Below are 18,491 nucleotides of genomic sequence, written 5' to 3' on the forward strand. Positions count from 1 at the left end.
CACGTATGGGCCGTCACAACCTCGGGCCCGGTCACACGGTCGCGAGAAAACGGAGGAACGATGTCGGTCTCCACGCCCGATGCATTTGCGACGGGCGCTGGCCCGTCGACCACGGAATGGGGCGGGGCCAACCGCTCCGAACTGAGCCCGCTGCGCTTCCTGGAACGTTCGGCGGCGGTCTTCCCCGACCGCGCGGCGATCCTCTACGGGCAGCGTCGACTCACCTACGCCGAGTTCGCCGACCACGTGCAGCGCCTCGCTCGCGTCCTCGCCACGAAGATCCACTCGGGGGACCGCGTGGCCTACCTGGCCCCCAACATCCCCGAGATGCTGATCGCGCACTACGCGGTGCCGCTCGCCGGGGGCGTCCTCGTCGCACTCAACTCGCGGCTCGCCGGACCCGAGCTGGTCTACATCCTCCAGCACTCCGGGGCCAAGGCCCTCTACTTCGACGCGGAGTTCCGCGACACCGTCTCCGCGATCATCGGTCAGGTGCCCGAGGTCGAGACGGTCGTCGAGATCGCCGACCCCGAGTTCGGTGTGACCCCCGGTCCCGTCGTCGACGCCGGCATCGACGGCCTCGTCTCCTACGACGACCACCTGACCGCCGCCGACGACCTCGATCCGGCGCCGATCGCCTGGACGGTCGACGATGAAAACGCGATCATCTCGATCAACTACACGTCGGGAACCACCGGTAAACCCAAGGGCGTCATGTACACCCACCGGGGTGCCTACCTGAACTCCTTCGGGGAGACCTTCCACAACCAGTTCACCGGGTCGTCGCGCTACCTGTGGACGTTGCCGATGTTCCACTGCAACGGCTGGTGCACGCCGTGGGCGGTGACCCACGCCGGTGCCACCCACGTCTGTCTGCGCGCGGTGCGGGCGGACGCCATCTGGGATGCCATCGACGACCTCGGCGTCACGCACATGTGCGGTGCGCCGACGGTCTGCACCACCATCGTCGGCTCGCCGCGTGCCCACCGTCTGGACCGTCCGCTGCACATCACCACCGCCGGTGCGCCACCGTCGCCGACCGTGATCGGCGCCCTCGAGGCGATCGGCGTGACCGTGGTCCACGTGTACGGCCTCACCGAGGTGTACGGCCCGTACACCATCTGTGAGTACCAAGATTCCTGGAGCGCACTGGAACCCGGCGATCGAGCGGCCAAACTCTCCCGTCAGGGCGTGGGCATGGTGCAGGCCGAGACCGCGCGTGTGGTGGTCGCCGACCAGGTGCCGCTGGTCGACGTCCCCGCCGACGGCGAGACCATGGGTGAGATCGTCCTGCGCGGCAACAACGTGATGGCCGGATACTTCCGCGACGCGGACGAGACCCGAAAGGCCTTCGCGGGCGGCTGGTTCCACACCGGCGACCTCGGCGTGATGCATCCCGACGGGTACATCCAGCTGCGCGACCGCGCCAAGGACATCATCATCTCCGGCGGGGAGAACATCTCGACCATCGAGGTCGAGCAGGCGCTGGTGAGTCACGACGCCGTCGTCGACGTCGCGGTGATCGGTGTACCGGACGAGAAGTGGGGAGAGCGGCCGCGTGCCTACGTCCTGTTGCAGCCGGGTGCGACGCTGACCGGCGAGGAGCTCATCGAGCACGGTCGTCGACTGCTCGCCGGCTACAAGGTGCCGCGCGACATCGTCTTCGCGAACGAACTGCCGCGCACTCCCACCGGCAAGGTCCTGAAGGGCGAGCTACGTGCACAAGCCCGCGCCGAGTGACCCCGCGCCCGTGTGGGCGCTCATGTGGTGATACTTGACCCATGTCAGTTGCCGATGTGGACAGCGCGGGCTTCCGCATGCTCGTCGTCGCCGAGTCGATCCGGCTGTTCAGCGAACACGGCTACGAGTCGACGACGGTCGAGCAGATCGCGTCGGCCGCCGGGATGTCCCGTCGCACCTTCTTCCGGCAGTTCGGGTCCAAGGAGGACGTGATCTTCGCCGACCACGAGTCCCTGCTGGGTCAGGTCGACGACACCCTGGCGGGCTACGACGGCGACCCGTGGTCGGCGGTGTGCGCCGCCGCCGAGGTCGTCTTCAGCCACTTCCGCCGCGACCGCGACCTGGCCGTCCGCCGAGCCCAGGTGGTGCAGGAGGTCCCGGCGCTGCGTGACCGCGAGCTCGTCACCACCTACCGCTACCAGGGCGCCTTCGAGGAGTTCCTGCGTCGTCGTCTGCCCGACGAGCCGCCGGTGCGCATCGTCGCCTACGTCGCGGCGATCACCGGCACGCACAACTACCTGCTCCGGCAGATGATCCGCGGGGACGCCGACGCGACGCTCGACCGTCTGCGGCGTGAGCTCGCCCGGGTCGCGGTGGCACTCGGTGCCGATGTAGACCGGCCTGACCCCCCGTCCGGAGACGACGGGTCGCATCAGGTCACCGTGGTGACCTATCCGGCGGGCACGGCGCCCGACGAAGTGGCTCGTCGCGTGGCCGCTGAACTGCGGAAATCCTGACCCGCTCAGGCAGGCTCGGGACAACGCCGGACGCGTCGAGGACAATTGGTGACGTGAGTCGCATTTCGCTCGTGCCGTGGCGCGTTGACATGGCACTGAGTGCCGTGTTGCACTGGTAACTAATCATCAAATTGGCACCCCGTGCCGTGAGGAGTTGTCATGGGTTTCGGAAATCCCGACTTCGACGTCTTCCAGCTTCCGGAAGAGCACGTCGCCCTGCGTGAGGCCATCCGCGCGCTCTCCGAGAAGGAGATCGAGCCGCACGCGGCCGACGTCGACGAGAACTCGCGTTTCCCACAGGAAGCCCTCGACGCGCTCGTGGCGTCGGGCTTCAACGCCATCCACGTCCCCGACGAGTTCGGCGGCCAGGGCGGCGACTCGATCGCGGCCTGCATCGTCATCGAAGAGGTCGCCCGCGTGTGCGCCTCGTCGTCGCTGATCCCCGCCGTCAACAAGCTCGGCACCATGGGCCTGATCCTCAAGGGCTCGGACGAGCTGAAGCAGCAGGTGCTGCCCGGCATCGCCTCCGGCGAGGCCATGGCCTCGTACGCGCTGAGTGAGCGCGAGGCCGGTTCCGACGCCGCCGGCATGAAGACCCGCGCCCGCAAGGACGGCAACAACTGGGTCATCAACGGCTCCAAGTGCTGGATCACCAACGGCGGCAAGTCCACCTGGTACACCGTCATGGCCGTCACCGACCCCGAGAAGGGTGCCAACGGCATCTCGGCGTTCATGGTCCACAAGGACGATCCCGGCTTCACCGTCGGCCCGCTGGAGAAGAAGCTCGGCATCAAGGGTTCGCCCACCGCCGAGCTCTACTTCGAGGACTGCACCATCCCGCTCGACCGCATCATCGGCGACGAGGGCACCGGCTTCAAGACCGCGCTGCAGACCCTCGACCACACCCGTCCGACCATCGGCGCACAGGCCGTCGGCATCGCGCAGGGTGCGCTCGACAAGGCCATCGAATACGTCAAGGATCGCAAGCAGTTCGGCAAGCCGATCAGCTCGTTCCAGGGTGTCGAGTTCATGATCGCCGACATGGCGATGAAGGTCGAGGCCGCGCGCCTCATGGTCTACACCTCGGCCGCTCGCGCCGAGCGCGACGAGAAGAACCTCGGTTTCATCAGCGCCGCGTCGAAGTGCTTCGCCTCCGACGTCGCCATGGAGGTCACCACCGACGCCGTCCAGCTCTTCGGCGGCGCCGGCTACACCCGCGACTTCCCGGTCGAGCGCATGATGCGCGACGCCAAGATCACCCAGATCTACGAGGGCACCAACCAGATCCAGCGCGTCGTCATGAGCCGCGCGCTGCTGCGCTGATCGCCCACGCCGCTGGTTGAGCCGGTGACGAGCGCAGCGAGGGCTGCGTCGAAACCAACGAGATTCGCCCCGCCGGTTCTGCCGGCGGGGCGAATGTCATCGTGGCGCTCGGCACCGTTGCCACTCGCCGAACTTTGGCCGCAACCACGGCCATTGCTGTGGTGGATCGACACCGTCGGCTACTGGATACCCGCGGTGATCACGCCACCCACTACTCCGCCTCGTCCGGAAGTTCCTCGATCTCAGCGATTTCGAACTGAGTAGAGTCCTCCGCTGCGCCGTGGCCTACATCTCGCGGCACAGCCTTACCCATCGCATTCTCCACGAGGTCGCACAATCGGCGGCGGCGCTCGACGAAATAGTTGTCGAAGTCATCGGCACGCAGCGACTCGGCCGGTATTAAGTGGGCCTCCACCAGCCCATCAAGCCTCACCCCGTCGATCTGCGCCTTCTTTTCAATCTGCGCGAGATAGACCGAGGGCGCCGCGCCGCCAATCGTGCGGTTGGTCACTGCGGAGATCGCTGTCTTGTTCACGATGCTCTCTCGCCGCTCGTCGTCGATCTTGTGGTTCTCACACCACTTCTTCGGGAAGATGTGGTGAACGTCGACTGCCAGGTTCGCGTATTGCACCTTGTCGAGCGCCTTGTCTTCCATCCAGTCGCGGGCCTCGTTGCCGAGCAGTAGAGCGTAGATACCTTTGTACGCTGCGGCATTTCGCGTCCGCAGCGAATGGAGTCGGGACTCAACAAACGTCGCGTCGTTCACGGTGTTGGGCGTCGCAGCACCGGCATCGCCACGAGCCCAGTCCGGCACCTGCTCGAGATCACGCACGAATCGCGTTTCGATTGCCCCTCCGTACAACTCACCGAGAATTCCGCACCAGAACCACCTGACCAACTTCTCGCGGGGACCGAGAAGCTCGGCGTCGTGACCCATCGCGACTCGAATGGCAGCGAGCGGTACCAACTGCTTGGGATACGGCAGGAACTTGGTGTCAAAAACGTGGCGGTCCGCCAGAAAGTCCGACGCCCAGATGAACGCTTCACGGAGCGGACCCACCCACTCCAGATAGTCGTCGAGCGTCAGTTTCAGAACATCTTCGCGCTTCGCTGATATGGCGGGCGGACGCGGGCCCGAGTAGGCGAGATTTCGTTTAAGGGTGGTCAGGAGGGTGACGGCCTGCAGAAAGTCGGTGTTCTCCAAACCGGCGAGCACGGGATACGCAGCGAACTTCGCCTGTGTTTCCTTCCAGTCATCATTGAGGCGAAAGTCCGTGCCGTGCGATTCGTAGTACAAGGGGTCGCCGGCGAACGTTGCTGTCAACAACTCGAACACGTTGAGCGGGAGCCCGCCGACGTTGACCTTCTCGAACACCGTCGCCACCGCACCCTTACTGGTGTTCTTGTCCAGTTCGATCGCCGGGATGTTATAGGTACCCGTCGGTTTGATGACGTCGTTGTTGAACGCCTTCGCGAGGTCGCGGTCGTCCAAGTCGAACAGCCACGACATGGCGTCGCCGAAGATCAGATTCACCGGAAACATACCCGCGGCCCGCTGTTTCTCAGGTGTAGAAACGTCACGAACAACGTCTTTTCCAAAGTTGGTGCGTTCGATCCCGTCACCAGGCAGCGACAGCACTGCTTCGTCGATGCGGTCCTCGCCCTGGACAGCGAGGTGCATGTCGATGAAGTACCGCCGATCCATGCGTTTGCCCCGGCTGTCCATGGTGTGCACGACGCCATCGGTGGTCAGTGCCTGAGTGAGGGAGGTCAGTCGCTGTTGCCCGTCCAGCAACAGCGACTCTGCCTGCGTACCAAGAGGCACGTTGGTTCCCTCAATTAGGCGAGGCTTGAAGCGGATCTGATCGTTTCCCGTGTTGAGCAGCATCACTACTCCCAGGGGGTGACCACGCAGGACGGTAACGAGAAGCTGGCGAATTCGCTCGTCCTCCCACTTGTAACCGCGTTGGAAATCGGGCAGTTGAATCTTCCCCGACTCCGCCCACTTCAGATACTCACTGAGCTCATAGAGCGGTGTTTGGAACCCCATCAGGATGCCTCCTCCTCGTTGAAGTCAGCTGCCGTTGTGCCGATCTCACGGTGCGTGCTCCACTCGCAACCGACGGTAGATCGCCGGAACCAACTCCGACACCAGCTTGTCCCGGATCACCGAATTGTTCAGGATCTGCGCGGACAGATCTGAGTGGGCATCCATGGCCTCGATCACTGCGCCGTTGAACTCGATGTCGATGTCCGGACTGGCCTCGAACTGCGCCTGAGAGTTGTTGCGAGCCTGGGTCTTCAGATTCTCACTCTCTTCCAACTTGTCCCGCAGATGGGTAACGACGCTGCGGACATCAGCGTCGGAATGGTCACCCTCGAACAGGTCGTTGATCGTGGCAATGACTTCGTCGAGCTCGACAAGCTCGGGGTCGTGGACAGAGCCACTACCTCCACCCTCACCGGCCGGCGGAAGCTCTGCGCCCCCTTCGAGCCGGCCGCTGGTTGTGCTCTGCTTGTTCTGTCGTAGGTACTCGAAGTCCACCCCGGACAAGTCGATGGCATGCTGGACGTTCTCGCGCCGGATGACCGGGGCGAGGTAGCGCAGGTAGATGGACAGTTTCTCCAGGTCGGGGTCTTCGTAGTCGAACAATTGGGACAAGAAGTCGTACTGGCGGTTGAAGGTCCCCACATCCTTGCGGAACATGTCCAACCCGTCCAAGGCCGCCGTGTCACCCTTGTTGTTGGCCTCGCGCTCGCGGTCCCGGAATCGGTGTTGGGCAGGTGTCACCCACTTGGTCAACGCGTTATTTCCCTTGTTGGCAACGAAATCCGCAGCGCAACCGTTGACCTCGGCCCACTGATAGATGCCAGTCGCGTCGAGCTTCGCCATGGTGGCGTGCACGATGTTCGGGTCGGTGACATCGGCCAGCGTGGTGGCCTTGAAGTACGGCTCGAACGCGTCGACGACGTCCTCGGCGGCGTTGGCGAAGTCGATCACAAACGTCTGATCTTTGCCGGGGGCGGTGCGGTTGAGACGCGACAGCGTTTGTACCGCCTGCACCCCCGAGAGCCGCTTGTCCACATACATCGCCACCAGCAGCGGCTGATCGAAACCGGTCTGGAACTTGTTGGCCACCAACATGACCTGATACTCATCGGTCGCGAACGCATCCCGGAGGTCGCGTCCCTTCAGCCCCGGGTTCATGGTGGTTTCGGTGACCTTGTCCAGGCCGTGGACGTCATCGGTGATGTCGCCGGAGAACGCCACCAATGCCGCGACATCGGTGTAGCCCTTATTGGCAACATAGCTGTCGAAAGCCAACTTGTAGCGCACCGCCGCCATGCGTGAGCTCGTCACCACCATCGCCTTGGCCTTACCATCGAGCCGCCATCCGACATTGGCCCGGAAGTGTTCGACGATGATCTGCACCTTCTGCGCAATGTTCGTCGGATGCAGCCGCACCCAATTCATCACCGACTTGATGGCATCGCGCTTGTCCACCAGTTGCGAATCCGCACCCGGGTCAGCGTCGACGACGACCGTCCCGCCGGCATCGGTGTCCTCGGTTGAGTAGCTGCGCCCGTTGTGCGACAACCGAAACGCTGTCTTGTACGGGGTGTAGTTGCGCAGCACATCCAGGATGAAACCCTCCTCGATGGCCTGCTGCATCGAGTACAGGTGAAACGGCTCCGGTGGAACATCCGCCGACGGCCGACGCCCGAACAGTTCCAGCGTCTTGGCCTTCGGCGTCGCCGTGAACGCGAAGAACGAGATGTTCGTCGCCACCGCGCGTGCGGTCATCTCTGCAGCCAGTACATCTTCGGTGTCGACGCTCCCGCCGTCCTCGATGTCCTCAAGCTCGGTCGCCGTCAGTACTTTCTTCAATTGCTTCGACGCATCACCGGCCTGTGAGGAGTGCGCCTCATCAGCGATCACCGCGAACGAGCGTCCCTCCAGTCCCTCTCCGGTCCGAATGATGTCCAACGCATACGGGAAGGTCTGGATGGTGACGATGATGATCTTCGTCCCTGACTCCAATGCTTGAGCCAACTTGCCCGACTTCGACCCACTCAACGCATCGATGTGGGCCACCATCCCCGAGGTGTCATCGATTTGCCGGATCGCTTCCTGCAACTGGGAATCGAGCACCGTCCGGTCGGTGATCACCAGCACCGCATCGAACACTGGTCTGTTCGCATCGTCATGCAACACCGACAGCCGATGGGTCAACCAGGAGATCGAGTTCGTCTTACCCGACCCCGCAGAATGCTGAATCAGATACTTGTTGCCCGGACCCTCCGCCTTGGCGGCTGCGATCAACTTGGTGACCGCATCCCACTGGTGGAAGCGAGGAAACAGCATCGTCTCCTTACGCCGCTTCCGATTGGTCGCCGGGTCGATCTTCTCCTCGATGTGCAGATGCATGAACCGCCCGAGGATATCCAGCCAGGTGTTCCGCTCCCAGATCTGCTCCCACAAATACGACGCCGGTGAACCATCCGGGTTGAGCGGATTGCCGGCATGTCCGTCATTGCCTCGGTTGAACGGCAGGAAGACCGTATCGTCACCGGCCAGCTTGGTGGTCATCTGCACCTCGCTGTTGGATACCGCGAAATGCACCACCGTCCGCCGGCCGAACTCCAGCAAGGGCTCGCCCTTCGGCAGCCGATCCTTCTTGTACTGACGTACCGCATCAGTAATGCTCTGCGTGAAGTCGGTCTTCAGCTCGACGGTTGCCACCGGAATCCCGTTCACGAACAACATCAGATCGATCGCATTAGTGTTCCGCGACGAGTAGTGCACCTGCCGCATCACCCGAAGCCGCACCGCGGCATAGCGTTTCGCGGTCGTCTCATTCAATGTCGTGTTCGGCTTGAACTGACACATCAGAAACTTGGCGTTGAGATCTTTGAATCCGCCACGCAACACGTTCAACGTGCCACCACCGGCCTTCAAATCCGCACCCAGCCGTTTGGTCAACGTCGCCAGCACCTTGGACTCGGCATCTGCGCGTGCCTTGCCCGTCAGTTCCGGCTTGACCCGCTTCGCCAACTCCTCAGGTTGGGTGTCGGCCAACCAACCGAACACATCCTCCGGGAACAAGGCCAGCGACTTGTCGTAACCCGCATCGTTCGGCGAGTACAACCAGCCTTGATTGGCCAAGTACTCACAGATCTCATTTTCTAGGGTGACCTCGTGATGCTGCGGCATGTCAAACCATCTCCCGCACATCGATCTTTCCAGTTACGGCGTCGGTGATCAGTGCAGAACGGTACTCGCAAAGTCGGTCGATCACGTTAGTCGCCTGCTCCGACAGCAAACTGATCTGAACATCACGCTCCGTTAGGAAGTCAACGATTGCGCGCTGTTCGTCTACCGGCGGACGCGGGTACTCCATGGCGCCCAGTTTCTCGGCAGTGAAGTGAGGGATGGTGGCCTTGCCACACAGGAGGGAAACGTACCCGGAAGCTGTCGCGGCCTCAAGAACGTATGCAAGAAACTCGGGCAAGTCTCGATAACGCGGCCTCACACGGTTCAAGGACTTCTGGAACCCCCAACCCGGAAGATCCTGATCGAGTACGACGCATCGGCCTATTGAACCGCCTTCGACTACGAGGACATCTCCTCGGCGAAGATTCAACTCAACCACCTCGGCAGGCGAAAACCAACAGAACATCGGATCTTCCATCATGAGGCCGTTAGATGTCAGGTTGCCAGCTTTGAGGTGGGGGAGAAACGCGTCGCCCTGGCGCATCTGTTCACCCTGATACATCTTGCCCAGCACGACGTCGAAGTAGTACTTGACCTTGCCGACGACCCAGTGGGGGGGAACCTCACCTGGCCATGATTCGCCTACTGCCGCAACCGAGGCGTTCATTCCTCGTGTAACCGCGAGGGTGATGGTGGCGATGCGGTCTTCCTGCAAGGTTGCGATCAACTGCTTTTGCTTGGCGATCAACGCATCGATCTTTGCCGTTTCGCGGTCAAGGAAGTCCGCTATCGAAGTTGCGTCGCGAAGGGGCCATGGGATGGCGATTGAAAAGTCAGCCAAACTCTCGCCAGAGAGTTCCGCGAACGTCGTACCCTGGCCAAGTGCAATAAGGTCCTCAGTAGCGACGCTCAGTTGATACGCAACGAATCGGGGATCGACCCTGTCTCCAACAAGCGCTTTGCATCCCTGATTCGTTGCCGCGTCAGTCGACGTAACCGCGACGTAACCAATCGGCGCACGACAGGAAACCAATACAGATCCAGCTGGCAACAGCTCAGCGGAGCACGAAGCGAGTCCCTCAGGAGTGATCTGTCTCGCCGATGTCTCTACCGTAAGGTTACTTGCGCGACTCAAATCAGCTGGCGTAAACCACGGCACTGAACCAGAGTCCCAGTAAGCAGCTTGGTCAGAGCGAGGTGTCGCACCGCCAACGACCCTGAATAGTCGCCGGATGCTTATGCCACTCCAGCCTGCCGGAAGGTCCGCGCCAAGGCGGCGGGCACTCACGCACCCACCTCCTTCAACATCTCTTGGATCTCGCCGACGAGTTGGCGGAGGTCCTTCTGGATGTCTTCGAGGGGGCGAGGCGGGATGTAGCGGTAGAAGTGGCGAGTGAAGGGGATTTCGTAGCCGGTCTTTGTCTTATCGTGATCGATCCAGGCGTCGGGGACGTGTGGGAGGACTTCGCGTTCGAAGTAGTCGTCGATGTCTTCGGTGAGTGGGACGTTCTCGGTGTCGCGGAGGGAGGGGTCGGGTTCGGGGTTGCCGTGGCGGTCGGTGATGACGTCGGCGGCGTCGGAGTGTTCGCCGATCGTGGACCAGATCGCTTTGAGGATGGGGGCTCCGGGTTTGACGAAGCCGTTGTCGTGCAGTGCTTCTTTGAGGTCGGTGGCGAAGGCATCGCGGTTGGTCCATTCCCAATCCGAGAGATACGCGAGCGCCTTCCGGATGGCTTCCTTCTCGTCGGTGCCGAGTTTCGTGATCGCTTTGACCGCGAGGACGGCGTCGATCTTCGCGTCGTCGATACCGAAGCCGAGCTGCAGTGGTCGTTCGACGGTGATGGTCCGATAGCCGAAGTCGTCGTTGGCGAACACCTTCGACAGCGACGCAGTCTCGTCGGAACCCGGGTCGTCAACATGATCGGAGTAGAGTCGGACGATCCGCTGGATGTCGTTCTCGCGCAGGAACTTGCGTTTGGAGCCCAGCGATTTGCGCATCTTGCCGAACATGTCTACGGCGTTGACGAGTTGGACAGTTCCTTGGCGTTCGGCGGGTTTGTTGTTGTCGAGGATCCAGATGTAGGTGGAGATGCCGGTGTTGTAGAACATGTCGGTTGGCAGGGCGATGATCGTGTCGAGCAGGTCGTTTTCGATGATCCACTGGCGGATGTTCGACTCGCCTGATCCGGCGCCGCCGGTGAACAGGGGCGAGCCGTTGAGGACGATCGCCAGGCGGGAGCCGCCGTCGCCCTTCTGGTTGACCGGTTCCATCTTGGAGATCAGGTGCATCAGGAACAGCAGGGACCCGTCGGAGACGCGCGGGAGGCCGGGCCCGAAGCGGCCGGCGAAGCCGCGGACGCGGTGCTCCTCGTCGACGGCGCGCTGTTGGGTTTTCCAGTCCACGCCGAACGGCGGGTTGGACAGCAGGTAGTCGAAGTGGCGGCCGCGGAAGTTGTCGTCGGTGAGGGTGTCGCCCAGGTAGATGTTGTCGACGTCCTGGCCCTTGATGATCATGTCGGATTTACACATGGCGTAGGAGCGGGAGTTGATCTCTTGCCCGAAAAGGACGGGGCGGGCCTTGTGGTTCATCTCCAACAGGTGGTCATACGCGGTGGACAGCATGCCACCGGTGCCTGCGGCGGGGTCGTAGATAGTGCGTACGGTGCCCGGTTTGGTCAGGGCGTCGTCGGCGGTGGCGAACAGCAGGTCGACCATGAGGGCGATCACCTCGCGCGGGGTGAAGTGGTCACCGGCGGCGGCGTTGTTGGATTCGGCGAACTTGCGGATGAGTTCTTCGAAGATCAAGCCCATCTCGTAGCCGCTGACCACCTTGGGGTGCAGGTCGACGCCCGCGAACTCCTTGACGATCAGGTAGAGGCGGTCGGACTTGCTGAGACGTTCGATGAGGTCTTCCATGCCGAAGCCCTCGAACACGTCGCTGATGTTCGGGGAGAAGTGATTGATGTAGTCGGCCAGGTTGTCGGCGATGCCCTCAGCATCCGAGGTCAGCGCCCGGAAGTCCCAGCGGGACGTGTTGTAGAACGGCAGCTTGAACTTGGATTTCAGCACGATATCCGGGTCGACCTTCGACTTCGCCAGCTTCTTGTGCTCAGCCAACACCTCATCCTTGGTCGGCTCGAGGATGCAGTCCAACCTGCGGAGAATGGTGAATGGCAGGATCACGTCGCCGTACTGGTTCGGTTGGAACGGTCCTCGCAGCAGCTCAGCGATCTTCCAGATCAGGTTGGCATTCGTCGTCGCCATCGTCTCCCACGTTCTCTCGTCAACACCGTGCACATCAACCTATCCACCCGTCGGGTAGCGCGCTGATCCCTATCAGATAAACTCCGACATAACTTCCGGGACCCCCGGCCGATGGCCACGAGAGCCGTGTCACACCCACCCGGCATGATGGCCCCATGCCCACCGTGATGGACCGACTGGCGGCAGCGGTCTCCGATGCCAAGGCCGGCTCACCGCTGCAGCGGGTGACCGTCATCGTTCCGAACCACGGATCGGGTCGTGACGTCCTGCATCACCTGGCCCGGACCGGGGCGGTGGCCAACACAGACGTCCTCACGCTCCCGGAAGCCGTGGCCAAGCTGTCCGCACCCGCTCTCGCACCCCGGCAGCCGCTCCCGTACCCGCTGCTCGAAGCCTCGATCCAGCGAGTTCTCGCGGACGCACCGGGGGTCTTCGCCGACGTCGCCGACAAACCCATCACCGCACAAGCTCTCGCGAGCGCAGCCTGGGAACTCACCGGTGTTGCCGAGCCGTCCATGGAATCGCCGACGCCGCTCGTCGCCGACCTGTTGCGCATCCACCGTGCTGCCATCGAAGGCCTCACCAGCACCTATTGCCTACAGCATGAGGCGCACACGACCGCCGCCGAGAGGCTTGACGAGCTCGGGGCGGTGATCGTCCATCAGCCGGCCGCTCACACGCCCGCCGAGCAAGCCCTTCTCCGTGAGCTCCAGCGCCGCGGCGAGACCATCGACGCGGACACCCACGTCTCACCCACCCAGGTCATCCACACCTCCGACGCCGACGACGAGATCCGCGCTGTCGTCCGGTTGGTCCGCAAGCACCTCGCCAGCGGGGTCCCCGGTCACCGCATCGGCATCTTCTACGGCACCGACGACCCCTACCTGCCGCTGCTCCACGAGCACCTCACCGCCGGCCACATCGCGTTCACCGGACCCGAATGCCACACCCTCGTCGACCGACCCACCGGTCGCGCTTTGCTCGGGTTGCTGGCACTCGACCACGACGTCATGCCTCGCCGGGAACTGTTCACCCTCCTCGCCGAAGGCGCACTCCGACGCCCCGAACTCGATGACACGCCGATCTCGCAGCCCCAACTCGAACGCCTCACGCGCGTCGACGAACCTATCGTCGGCGGCGTCGACTGGGAGCGCCTCACCCGCGTCGGTGCGCACGAGAAACACCACGCCAGGGCCGCGGCCGTCCACTCCTTCGTCCGTCGGCTGCAGGCCGACCTGCGCGCTCTCGTCGACGCGCCGGACTGGGCGACCGTCGCCGAACATCTGGACACCCTGCTCGACACCTACTTTCGCACGCCGAAACGCGACACCGCGGCCGCAGACCTCGCCGCGATCCGTGCCGACTGCGCGGGAATCGCTCTGATGGACGGCATCGCACCGCAACCCACCGCGGCTCGGGTGTTCGACACGGTCTCGATCCGGCTGAACGCGCACCGAGGCATGCACGGCACATCGGGTGCAGGAGTGACGGTCGCACCGATCTCCTCGGGCGTCGGTCGCGACCTCGACGTCTGCGTCGTCGTCGGTGCTGCCGAAGGCACCGTTCCCACACCCCGCCGCGACGACCCGCTTCTCCCGCCGGAACTGATCGGCATCACCGCCCGCGATCACATGGAACGCCAACGTCTCGCCTTCGCCGGTGCGGTGAGTGCCGGCCGCGCGGAACGGGTCGTCACCTTCCCGCGCGGCAGCCTGCGCGGCGGCGCCGAGAAGGTGCCGTCCCGCTGGCTGCTGCCGGCGCTGGCCGACCTCGCCGGGTGTGACGTCGACGTTGTCAACTGGCAACGCGCGACCGAGAATTCGCCGCAGATCGTCGCAGTCGACTCCTTCGACGTCGCCGCCCAACGCGCCGACGAGCGCATCGGCGCCTCCGCGGCCTCCGACACCGAGTGGCGTCTCCGCGAACTTGCCGCCGTCCCCGCGGACAATCGTCGCGGCGCGCTCGACGATCCGATCATCAACCGTGGCATGCACATGCGCAGCGACCGCCTCAACGGCCGCTTCACCCGGTTCAACGGCAACCTGTCGTCGGTCAGCGAACTCATCACCACCTTCGATCAGCCGGTGTCGCCGACCGGCCTCGAACTGTGGGTGCAGAGCCCCTATCAGTACTTCCTCGAACACATCCTGCGCCTGCGTGCCCTCGACGACCCCGACGAGATCGCCCAGATCGACGCATTGACGCGGGGGACCCTGATCCACACCATCCTCGAGCGGTACGTCCGCGAGACGATGGACGGCGCGCAGCTCGACCTCGCCCGCCTACGGATCGTCGCCGCAGAAGTTCTCGACGAGGCGCAGGCCAACAGTCCGGGCTGGCTCGAACAGCTGTGGGCCAAGGACCGCGGCACCATCATGCGCGACCTGGACGAATGGTTCACCCACGACCACGCCGACGCCGCCGACGGCTGGCAGCCGACGCACGCAGAGGCGGACTTCGGTCTCGACGCGCACGGCAGTCACGAGGTCTCGCTGGAACTGGGCGAAAACAGGATTCGCTTCCGCGGGCAGATCGACCGCATCGACCGCCACCACGGTGGACGCATCCGCGTCACCGACTACAAGACCGGCAAGGCCGACAAATACAAGGACCTCGCTGAGAGCACACCCACCAACTCGGGTCTGCAATTCCAGCTCCCCGTCTACGGACTGTTCGCCCGCACCTTCGGCGCCGACGTCGAAGCCCGGTACTGGTTCATCACCAGCAAAGGCAAGTTCGCCTCGGTCGGCTACCCCGTCACCGACGACGTCGTCGCCACCCTCATCGACGACATGACGCTCGTGCACAAGTCGATCCGGGCCGGCTACTTCCCGCCCAAGATCGAAGACACCCACTGGGACTTGCCCGTCATCGACCTCCTCGGACGGGCCGGGCTGCGACGCGCCTGGGCCGCACTGGAACACGTCGACGAACTGTCCGACTACGTGCAGAAGTACGGAGGCTGAGATGACCGCAGCACAACTCGCCGACCAGGCCGCGCGCGATCGCATCACCACCGATACCGGCGCCACCCTGTTCGTCGAAGCCGGCGCCGGCAGCGGCAAGACCCATTCGCTGGTCGGCCGCATCTGTCACCTCGTGCTGCACGACGGCATCGAACTCGATGCCATCGCCGCCATCACCTTCACCGAGAAAGCCGCGGCCGAACTCCGTGAACGCGTGCGTGTCGAGCTCGCCACACACGACACCGACCGTGCGCGAGCCGCTCTCGAACAGATCGACACCGCAGCCATCGGCACGCTGCACGCGTTCGCAGCGCGCATCATCGGCGAGCATCCCCTCGAAGCCGGAGTGCCACCACGCATCGCGGTCGTCGACGCCATGGGCTCCCAGCTGTCCTTCGAACGCCGCTGGCGCCGCATGCGCACCCGACTGTTCACCGACGACGCCCCACCCATGCTGGTCGACGCCATGGGCATCGTGATGGCCGCCGGCGCATCACTCGACCAGATGCGCACACTCGCCGATGCGCTGGACCGCAACTGGGATCGCCTCACCCTCGACGACAACCCCCAGGGCATCGCACCCGCCGACATCGACCGCATCCTGTGGGAGACCGACGCCATCATCGACAAGCTCGACGATTGTCTCGATCCGGAGGACAAACTCGCGGTCAAACTCGAGGAACTCCGCGAATGGCGGATCCTGGTTGCCGCCGAGCGTGATTCCTTCGGATGGGTCCCGATGGTGGACCTGTGCCCGAAGCTCGGCAACGTGGGTCGGGGGTCCGCGTGGCGCGGTGGTGTGGCGCAGTGCAAAGAGATCAAAGCCGCCGCCAAGGCGCTGCGCGAGGAGATCTGCTCCGACGTGGTCGGCACCTACGTCGACGGCGCGGTGCGCGTGGTGGTCCGCCACCTGTCGGAGATCGTCCTCGACGAGGCGCGCGACCGGCAGCGCAGCGGACAGCTCGAATTCCACGACCTGCTCGTCCTGGCCCGCGACGTACTCGGGAAGCCGGAGGTCGCCGCGGCCGCCCATCAGCGCTACCAGCGCGTCCTCCTCGACGAGTTCCAGGACACCGATCCGCTGCAACTCACGCTGGCACAACGCATCGTCGCCGGCCGAGACGAAGCGGGTCGGCTCTTCACCGTCGGCGACCCGAAACAATCCATCTACCGTTTCCGCCGCGCCGACATCGCGGCATACATGTCCGCGCGGGATCGCACTCCGCCGGCCGACGTCGTACAGCTGACCACCAACTTCCGGTCCACGCGACCCGTCCTCGACTGGGTCAACGCCGTTTTCGGCCGGCTCATCGTCGCCGAGCATCACGTGCAGCCCGAGTACACGCCGCTCGACCCGGCCCCGGGCCGACCCCGCTGGGACCTCTCCTGGGGGCCGAAGCCGTTCGTCTTCCCCGACACCGAGGAACCCGTCGACGACGAGGACGCGCTTTCGCCCGCCGAAGCCCTCCGCGCACGCGAGTCGCGCGACGTCGCGAGGATCATCGCCACCGCTGTCGAGAACGGCTGGCGCAAGGAGACATTCGACGGCGATGCGTACCAGCATGTCCCATTGCGCTGGAAGGACATCTGCATCCTCATCCCGTCGCGGGCGGTACTGCCGTTCCTGGAGAAGAGCCTTGACGCCGCGGGCATCGAGTTCCGTTCGGAGGCATCGAGTCTGGTGTACTCGACGCAAGAGGTGCACGACCTCCTCGTCACCTGTCGCGCACTTGCGAACACCGCCGACGAGGCCGCCCTCGTCGCCGCCCTGCGTACCCCGCTGTTCGGCTGCGGCGACGACGACCTGCTCCGCTGGAAGGCCGCCGACGGCCGATGGAGCATCTACGCCGATGCGCCCACCGAGGAACTGGTCGGATCGCCGGTGGCGGCCGCATGTGCATACCTGAAGGCTCTGTCTTCGGAACTGGGGGACCTGAACCCGGGCGCACTGCTGAGCCGCCTGGCCATCGATCGTCGGGTGTTCGAGGTGTCCATGGACTCGCCCCGTCACCGCGACGTCTGGCGGCGGCTCCGCTTCGTCATCGACCAGGCCCGCGCCTGGTACGCCGAAGATCGTGGGTCGCTGCGCGACTACATCGACTGGGCCGCCACCCAGGCCGACGAGAACGCGCGTGTCGCCGAGACCGTACTCCCCGAGATCGGTGTCGACGCCGTGCGCATCATGACCATCCACGCCGCCAAGGGATTGCAGTTCCCGATGGTCGTCGTCGCCGGCATGAGCGGCGGATTCCGCACACAGCCCGAGCCGCTGCTTTGGGACGAAGACGAGAAGCTGCAGGCATGTGCGTCGAAGAACGTGACCTCGAAAGGTTACGCGGCAGCAGCAAAGACCGAGAAGGCGCACGGCGAGGCGGAGAAGAAGCGCCTGCTGTACGTCGCCTGCACGCGCGCCGAGAGTCACCTCGCGGTCTCCGGATACGTCGGGAAGAACGCATCCTGGGGAGCCGCGCTCGCACCCGCGCTGGAGGGCCTGCCCAACGACGTTCCGGAGCTCGTCGAACCGGTCAGGCGCGACGACGAAGCGATCGCCCAGCACGAACGACAGGCCTGGATCGACTGGTCGGCAGAGACCGCCGCGATCGAGGCCGCCTCGACGATCCGCGTCTCCTACTCGGCGACGCGGATCGTCCACGGCATAGATGACGCCGAAACAGTTGTGCTGCAGGGGTACCGGGATTCTGGACGGCTGACAGCGCCGGTAGCCGAACAGATTCCGGTCGGCACCGCGAGCCCCGACAGCGGCGCGACGCTGGGTACCGCCCTGCACGCGCTCCTCGAACAGGTCACCCTGGGTACCGCCGTCGACGACGGATTCGACGAGACCGCTCGGCGCGCGGCCGCACTCGCCGGCGTCGTCGACGTGGATCATTTCGTGGCGCTGGCTCGGTCGGCGTTGCAGTCGGCACCTGTTCAGCGGGCTGCCGTCCGCGAGCACTGGCAGGAAATGCAGCTCGCCGGTTCCGGGCCCGACGGAGTCACCGTGGTCGAGGGCATCGCGGACCTGGTGTATCGCGACGACGACGGTTCGTTGGTCATCGTCGACTACAAGACCGACGTCGGGGTTTCCGCCGACACCCTCGAGGCGTACTGGGCGCAACTCGCGATCTACGCCGATCTGCTGCGAAATGCGACTGGGGAGACAGTGTCTCGGTTGCAACTGGTGTTCTGCCGGCCGGGACAAGCGGCGGTCGTGGAACGTGCTCTGCGCCCGGCGGAACGATGAAG

Annotated in this window: 9 protein-coding genes; 5 read left to right on the forward strand and 4 right to left on the reverse strand. The window is 64.2% G+C overall.

Annotation, left to right across the window (positions count from 1 at the left end; genetic code table 11):
- Nucleotides 1-60: 60 nt before the first annotated feature.
- The 3 genes from NWF34_RS07460 to NWF34_RS07470 all read left to right on the forward strand — a co-directional run bounded on the left by NWF34_RS07460 (nucleotide 61) and on the right by NWF34_RS07470 (nucleotide 3,800).
- Nucleotides 61-1,740 (forward strand): AMP-binding protein, encoded by a 1,680-nt coding sequence (locus NWF34_RS07460; RefSeq protein WP_258324556.1) that lies wholly within the window; start codon nucleotides 61-63, stop codon nucleotides 1,738-1,740.
- A gap of 41 nt (nucleotides 1,741-1,781) precedes the next feature.
- Complete coding sequence (locus NWF34_RS07465) at nucleotides 1,782-2,477, forward strand: TetR family transcriptional regulator (protein ID WP_258324557.1); 696 nt, start codon at nucleotides 1,782-1,784, stop codon at nucleotides 2,475-2,477.
- 159 nt (nucleotides 2,478-2,636) lie between these two features.
- The gene (locus tag NWF34_RS07470; RefSeq protein ID WP_258324558.1) at nucleotides 2,637-3,800 is read left to right on the forward strand and encodes an acyl-CoA dehydrogenase; all 1,164 of its coding nucleotides are present in this window, start codon (nucleotides 2,637-2,639) and stop codon (nucleotides 3,798-3,800) included.
- Between the two features lie 211 nt (nucleotides 3,801-4,011).
- Here NWF34_RS07470 and NWF34_RS07475 read toward each other — a convergent pair whose 3' ends face one another.
- Genes NWF34_RS07475 through NWF34_RS07490 form a run of 4 tightly spaced genes read right to left on the reverse strand, consistent with a single transcriptional unit; the run spans nucleotide 4,012 to nucleotide 12,279 of the window.
- On the reverse strand, nucleotides 4,012-5,850 hold the full coding sequence (locus tag NWF34_RS07475; protein ID WP_258324559.1) for a DUF262 domain-containing protein: 1,839 nt from the start codon (nucleotides 5,848-5,850) through the stop codon (nucleotides 4,012-4,014).
- 45 nt (nucleotides 5,851-5,895) lie between these two features.
- The gene (locus tag NWF34_RS07480; protein WP_258324560.1) at nucleotides 5,896-9,015 is read right to left on the reverse strand and encodes a type I restriction endonuclease subunit R; all 3,120 of its coding nucleotides are present in this window, start codon (nucleotides 9,013-9,015) and stop codon (nucleotides 5,896-5,898) included.
- Between the two features lies 1 nt (nucleotide 9,016).
- Nucleotides 9,017-10,303: a restriction endonuclease subunit S gene (locus NWF34_RS07485; RefSeq protein WP_258324561.1), complete on the reverse strand. Its 1,287-nt coding sequence runs from the start codon at nucleotides 10,301-10,303 to the stop codon at nucleotides 9,017-9,019.
- On the reverse strand, nucleotides 10,300-12,279 hold the full coding sequence (locus NWF34_RS07490; protein ID WP_258324562.1) for a class I SAM-dependent DNA methyltransferase: 1,980 nt from the start codon (nucleotides 12,277-12,279) through the stop codon (nucleotides 10,300-10,302). Before NWF34_RS07490 ends, NWF34_RS07485 begins: the two co-directional genes overlap by 4 nt.
- 155 nt (nucleotides 12,280-12,434) lie before the next feature.
- On the opposite strand from NWF34_RS07490, the gene NWF34_RS07495 reads away from it, so the two are divergent.
- On the forward strand, nucleotides 12,435-15,245 hold the full coding sequence (locus NWF34_RS07495; protein ID WP_258324563.1) for a PD-(D/E)XK nuclease family protein: 2,811 nt from the start codon (nucleotides 12,435-12,437) through the stop codon (nucleotides 15,243-15,245).
- Nucleotide 15,246: 1 nt separating this feature from the next.
- Nucleotides 15,247-18,489 carry an exodeoxyribonuclease V subunit beta gene (locus tag NWF34_RS07500; RefSeq protein WP_258324564.1) on the forward strand — a complete coding sequence of 1,081 codons (3,243 nt, stop codon included), beginning with the start codon at nucleotides 15,247-15,249 and terminating at the stop codon, nucleotides 18,487-18,489.
- The last annotated feature ends 2 nt before the right edge of the window (nucleotides 18,490-18,491 follow it).

The sequence above is a fragment of the Gordonia sp. GONU genome (genome assembly GCF_024733855.1).
In the GTDB taxonomy this organism is placed as follows: domain Bacteria; phylum Actinomycetota; class Actinomycetes; order Mycobacteriales; family Mycobacteriaceae; genus Gordonia; species Gordonia amicalis.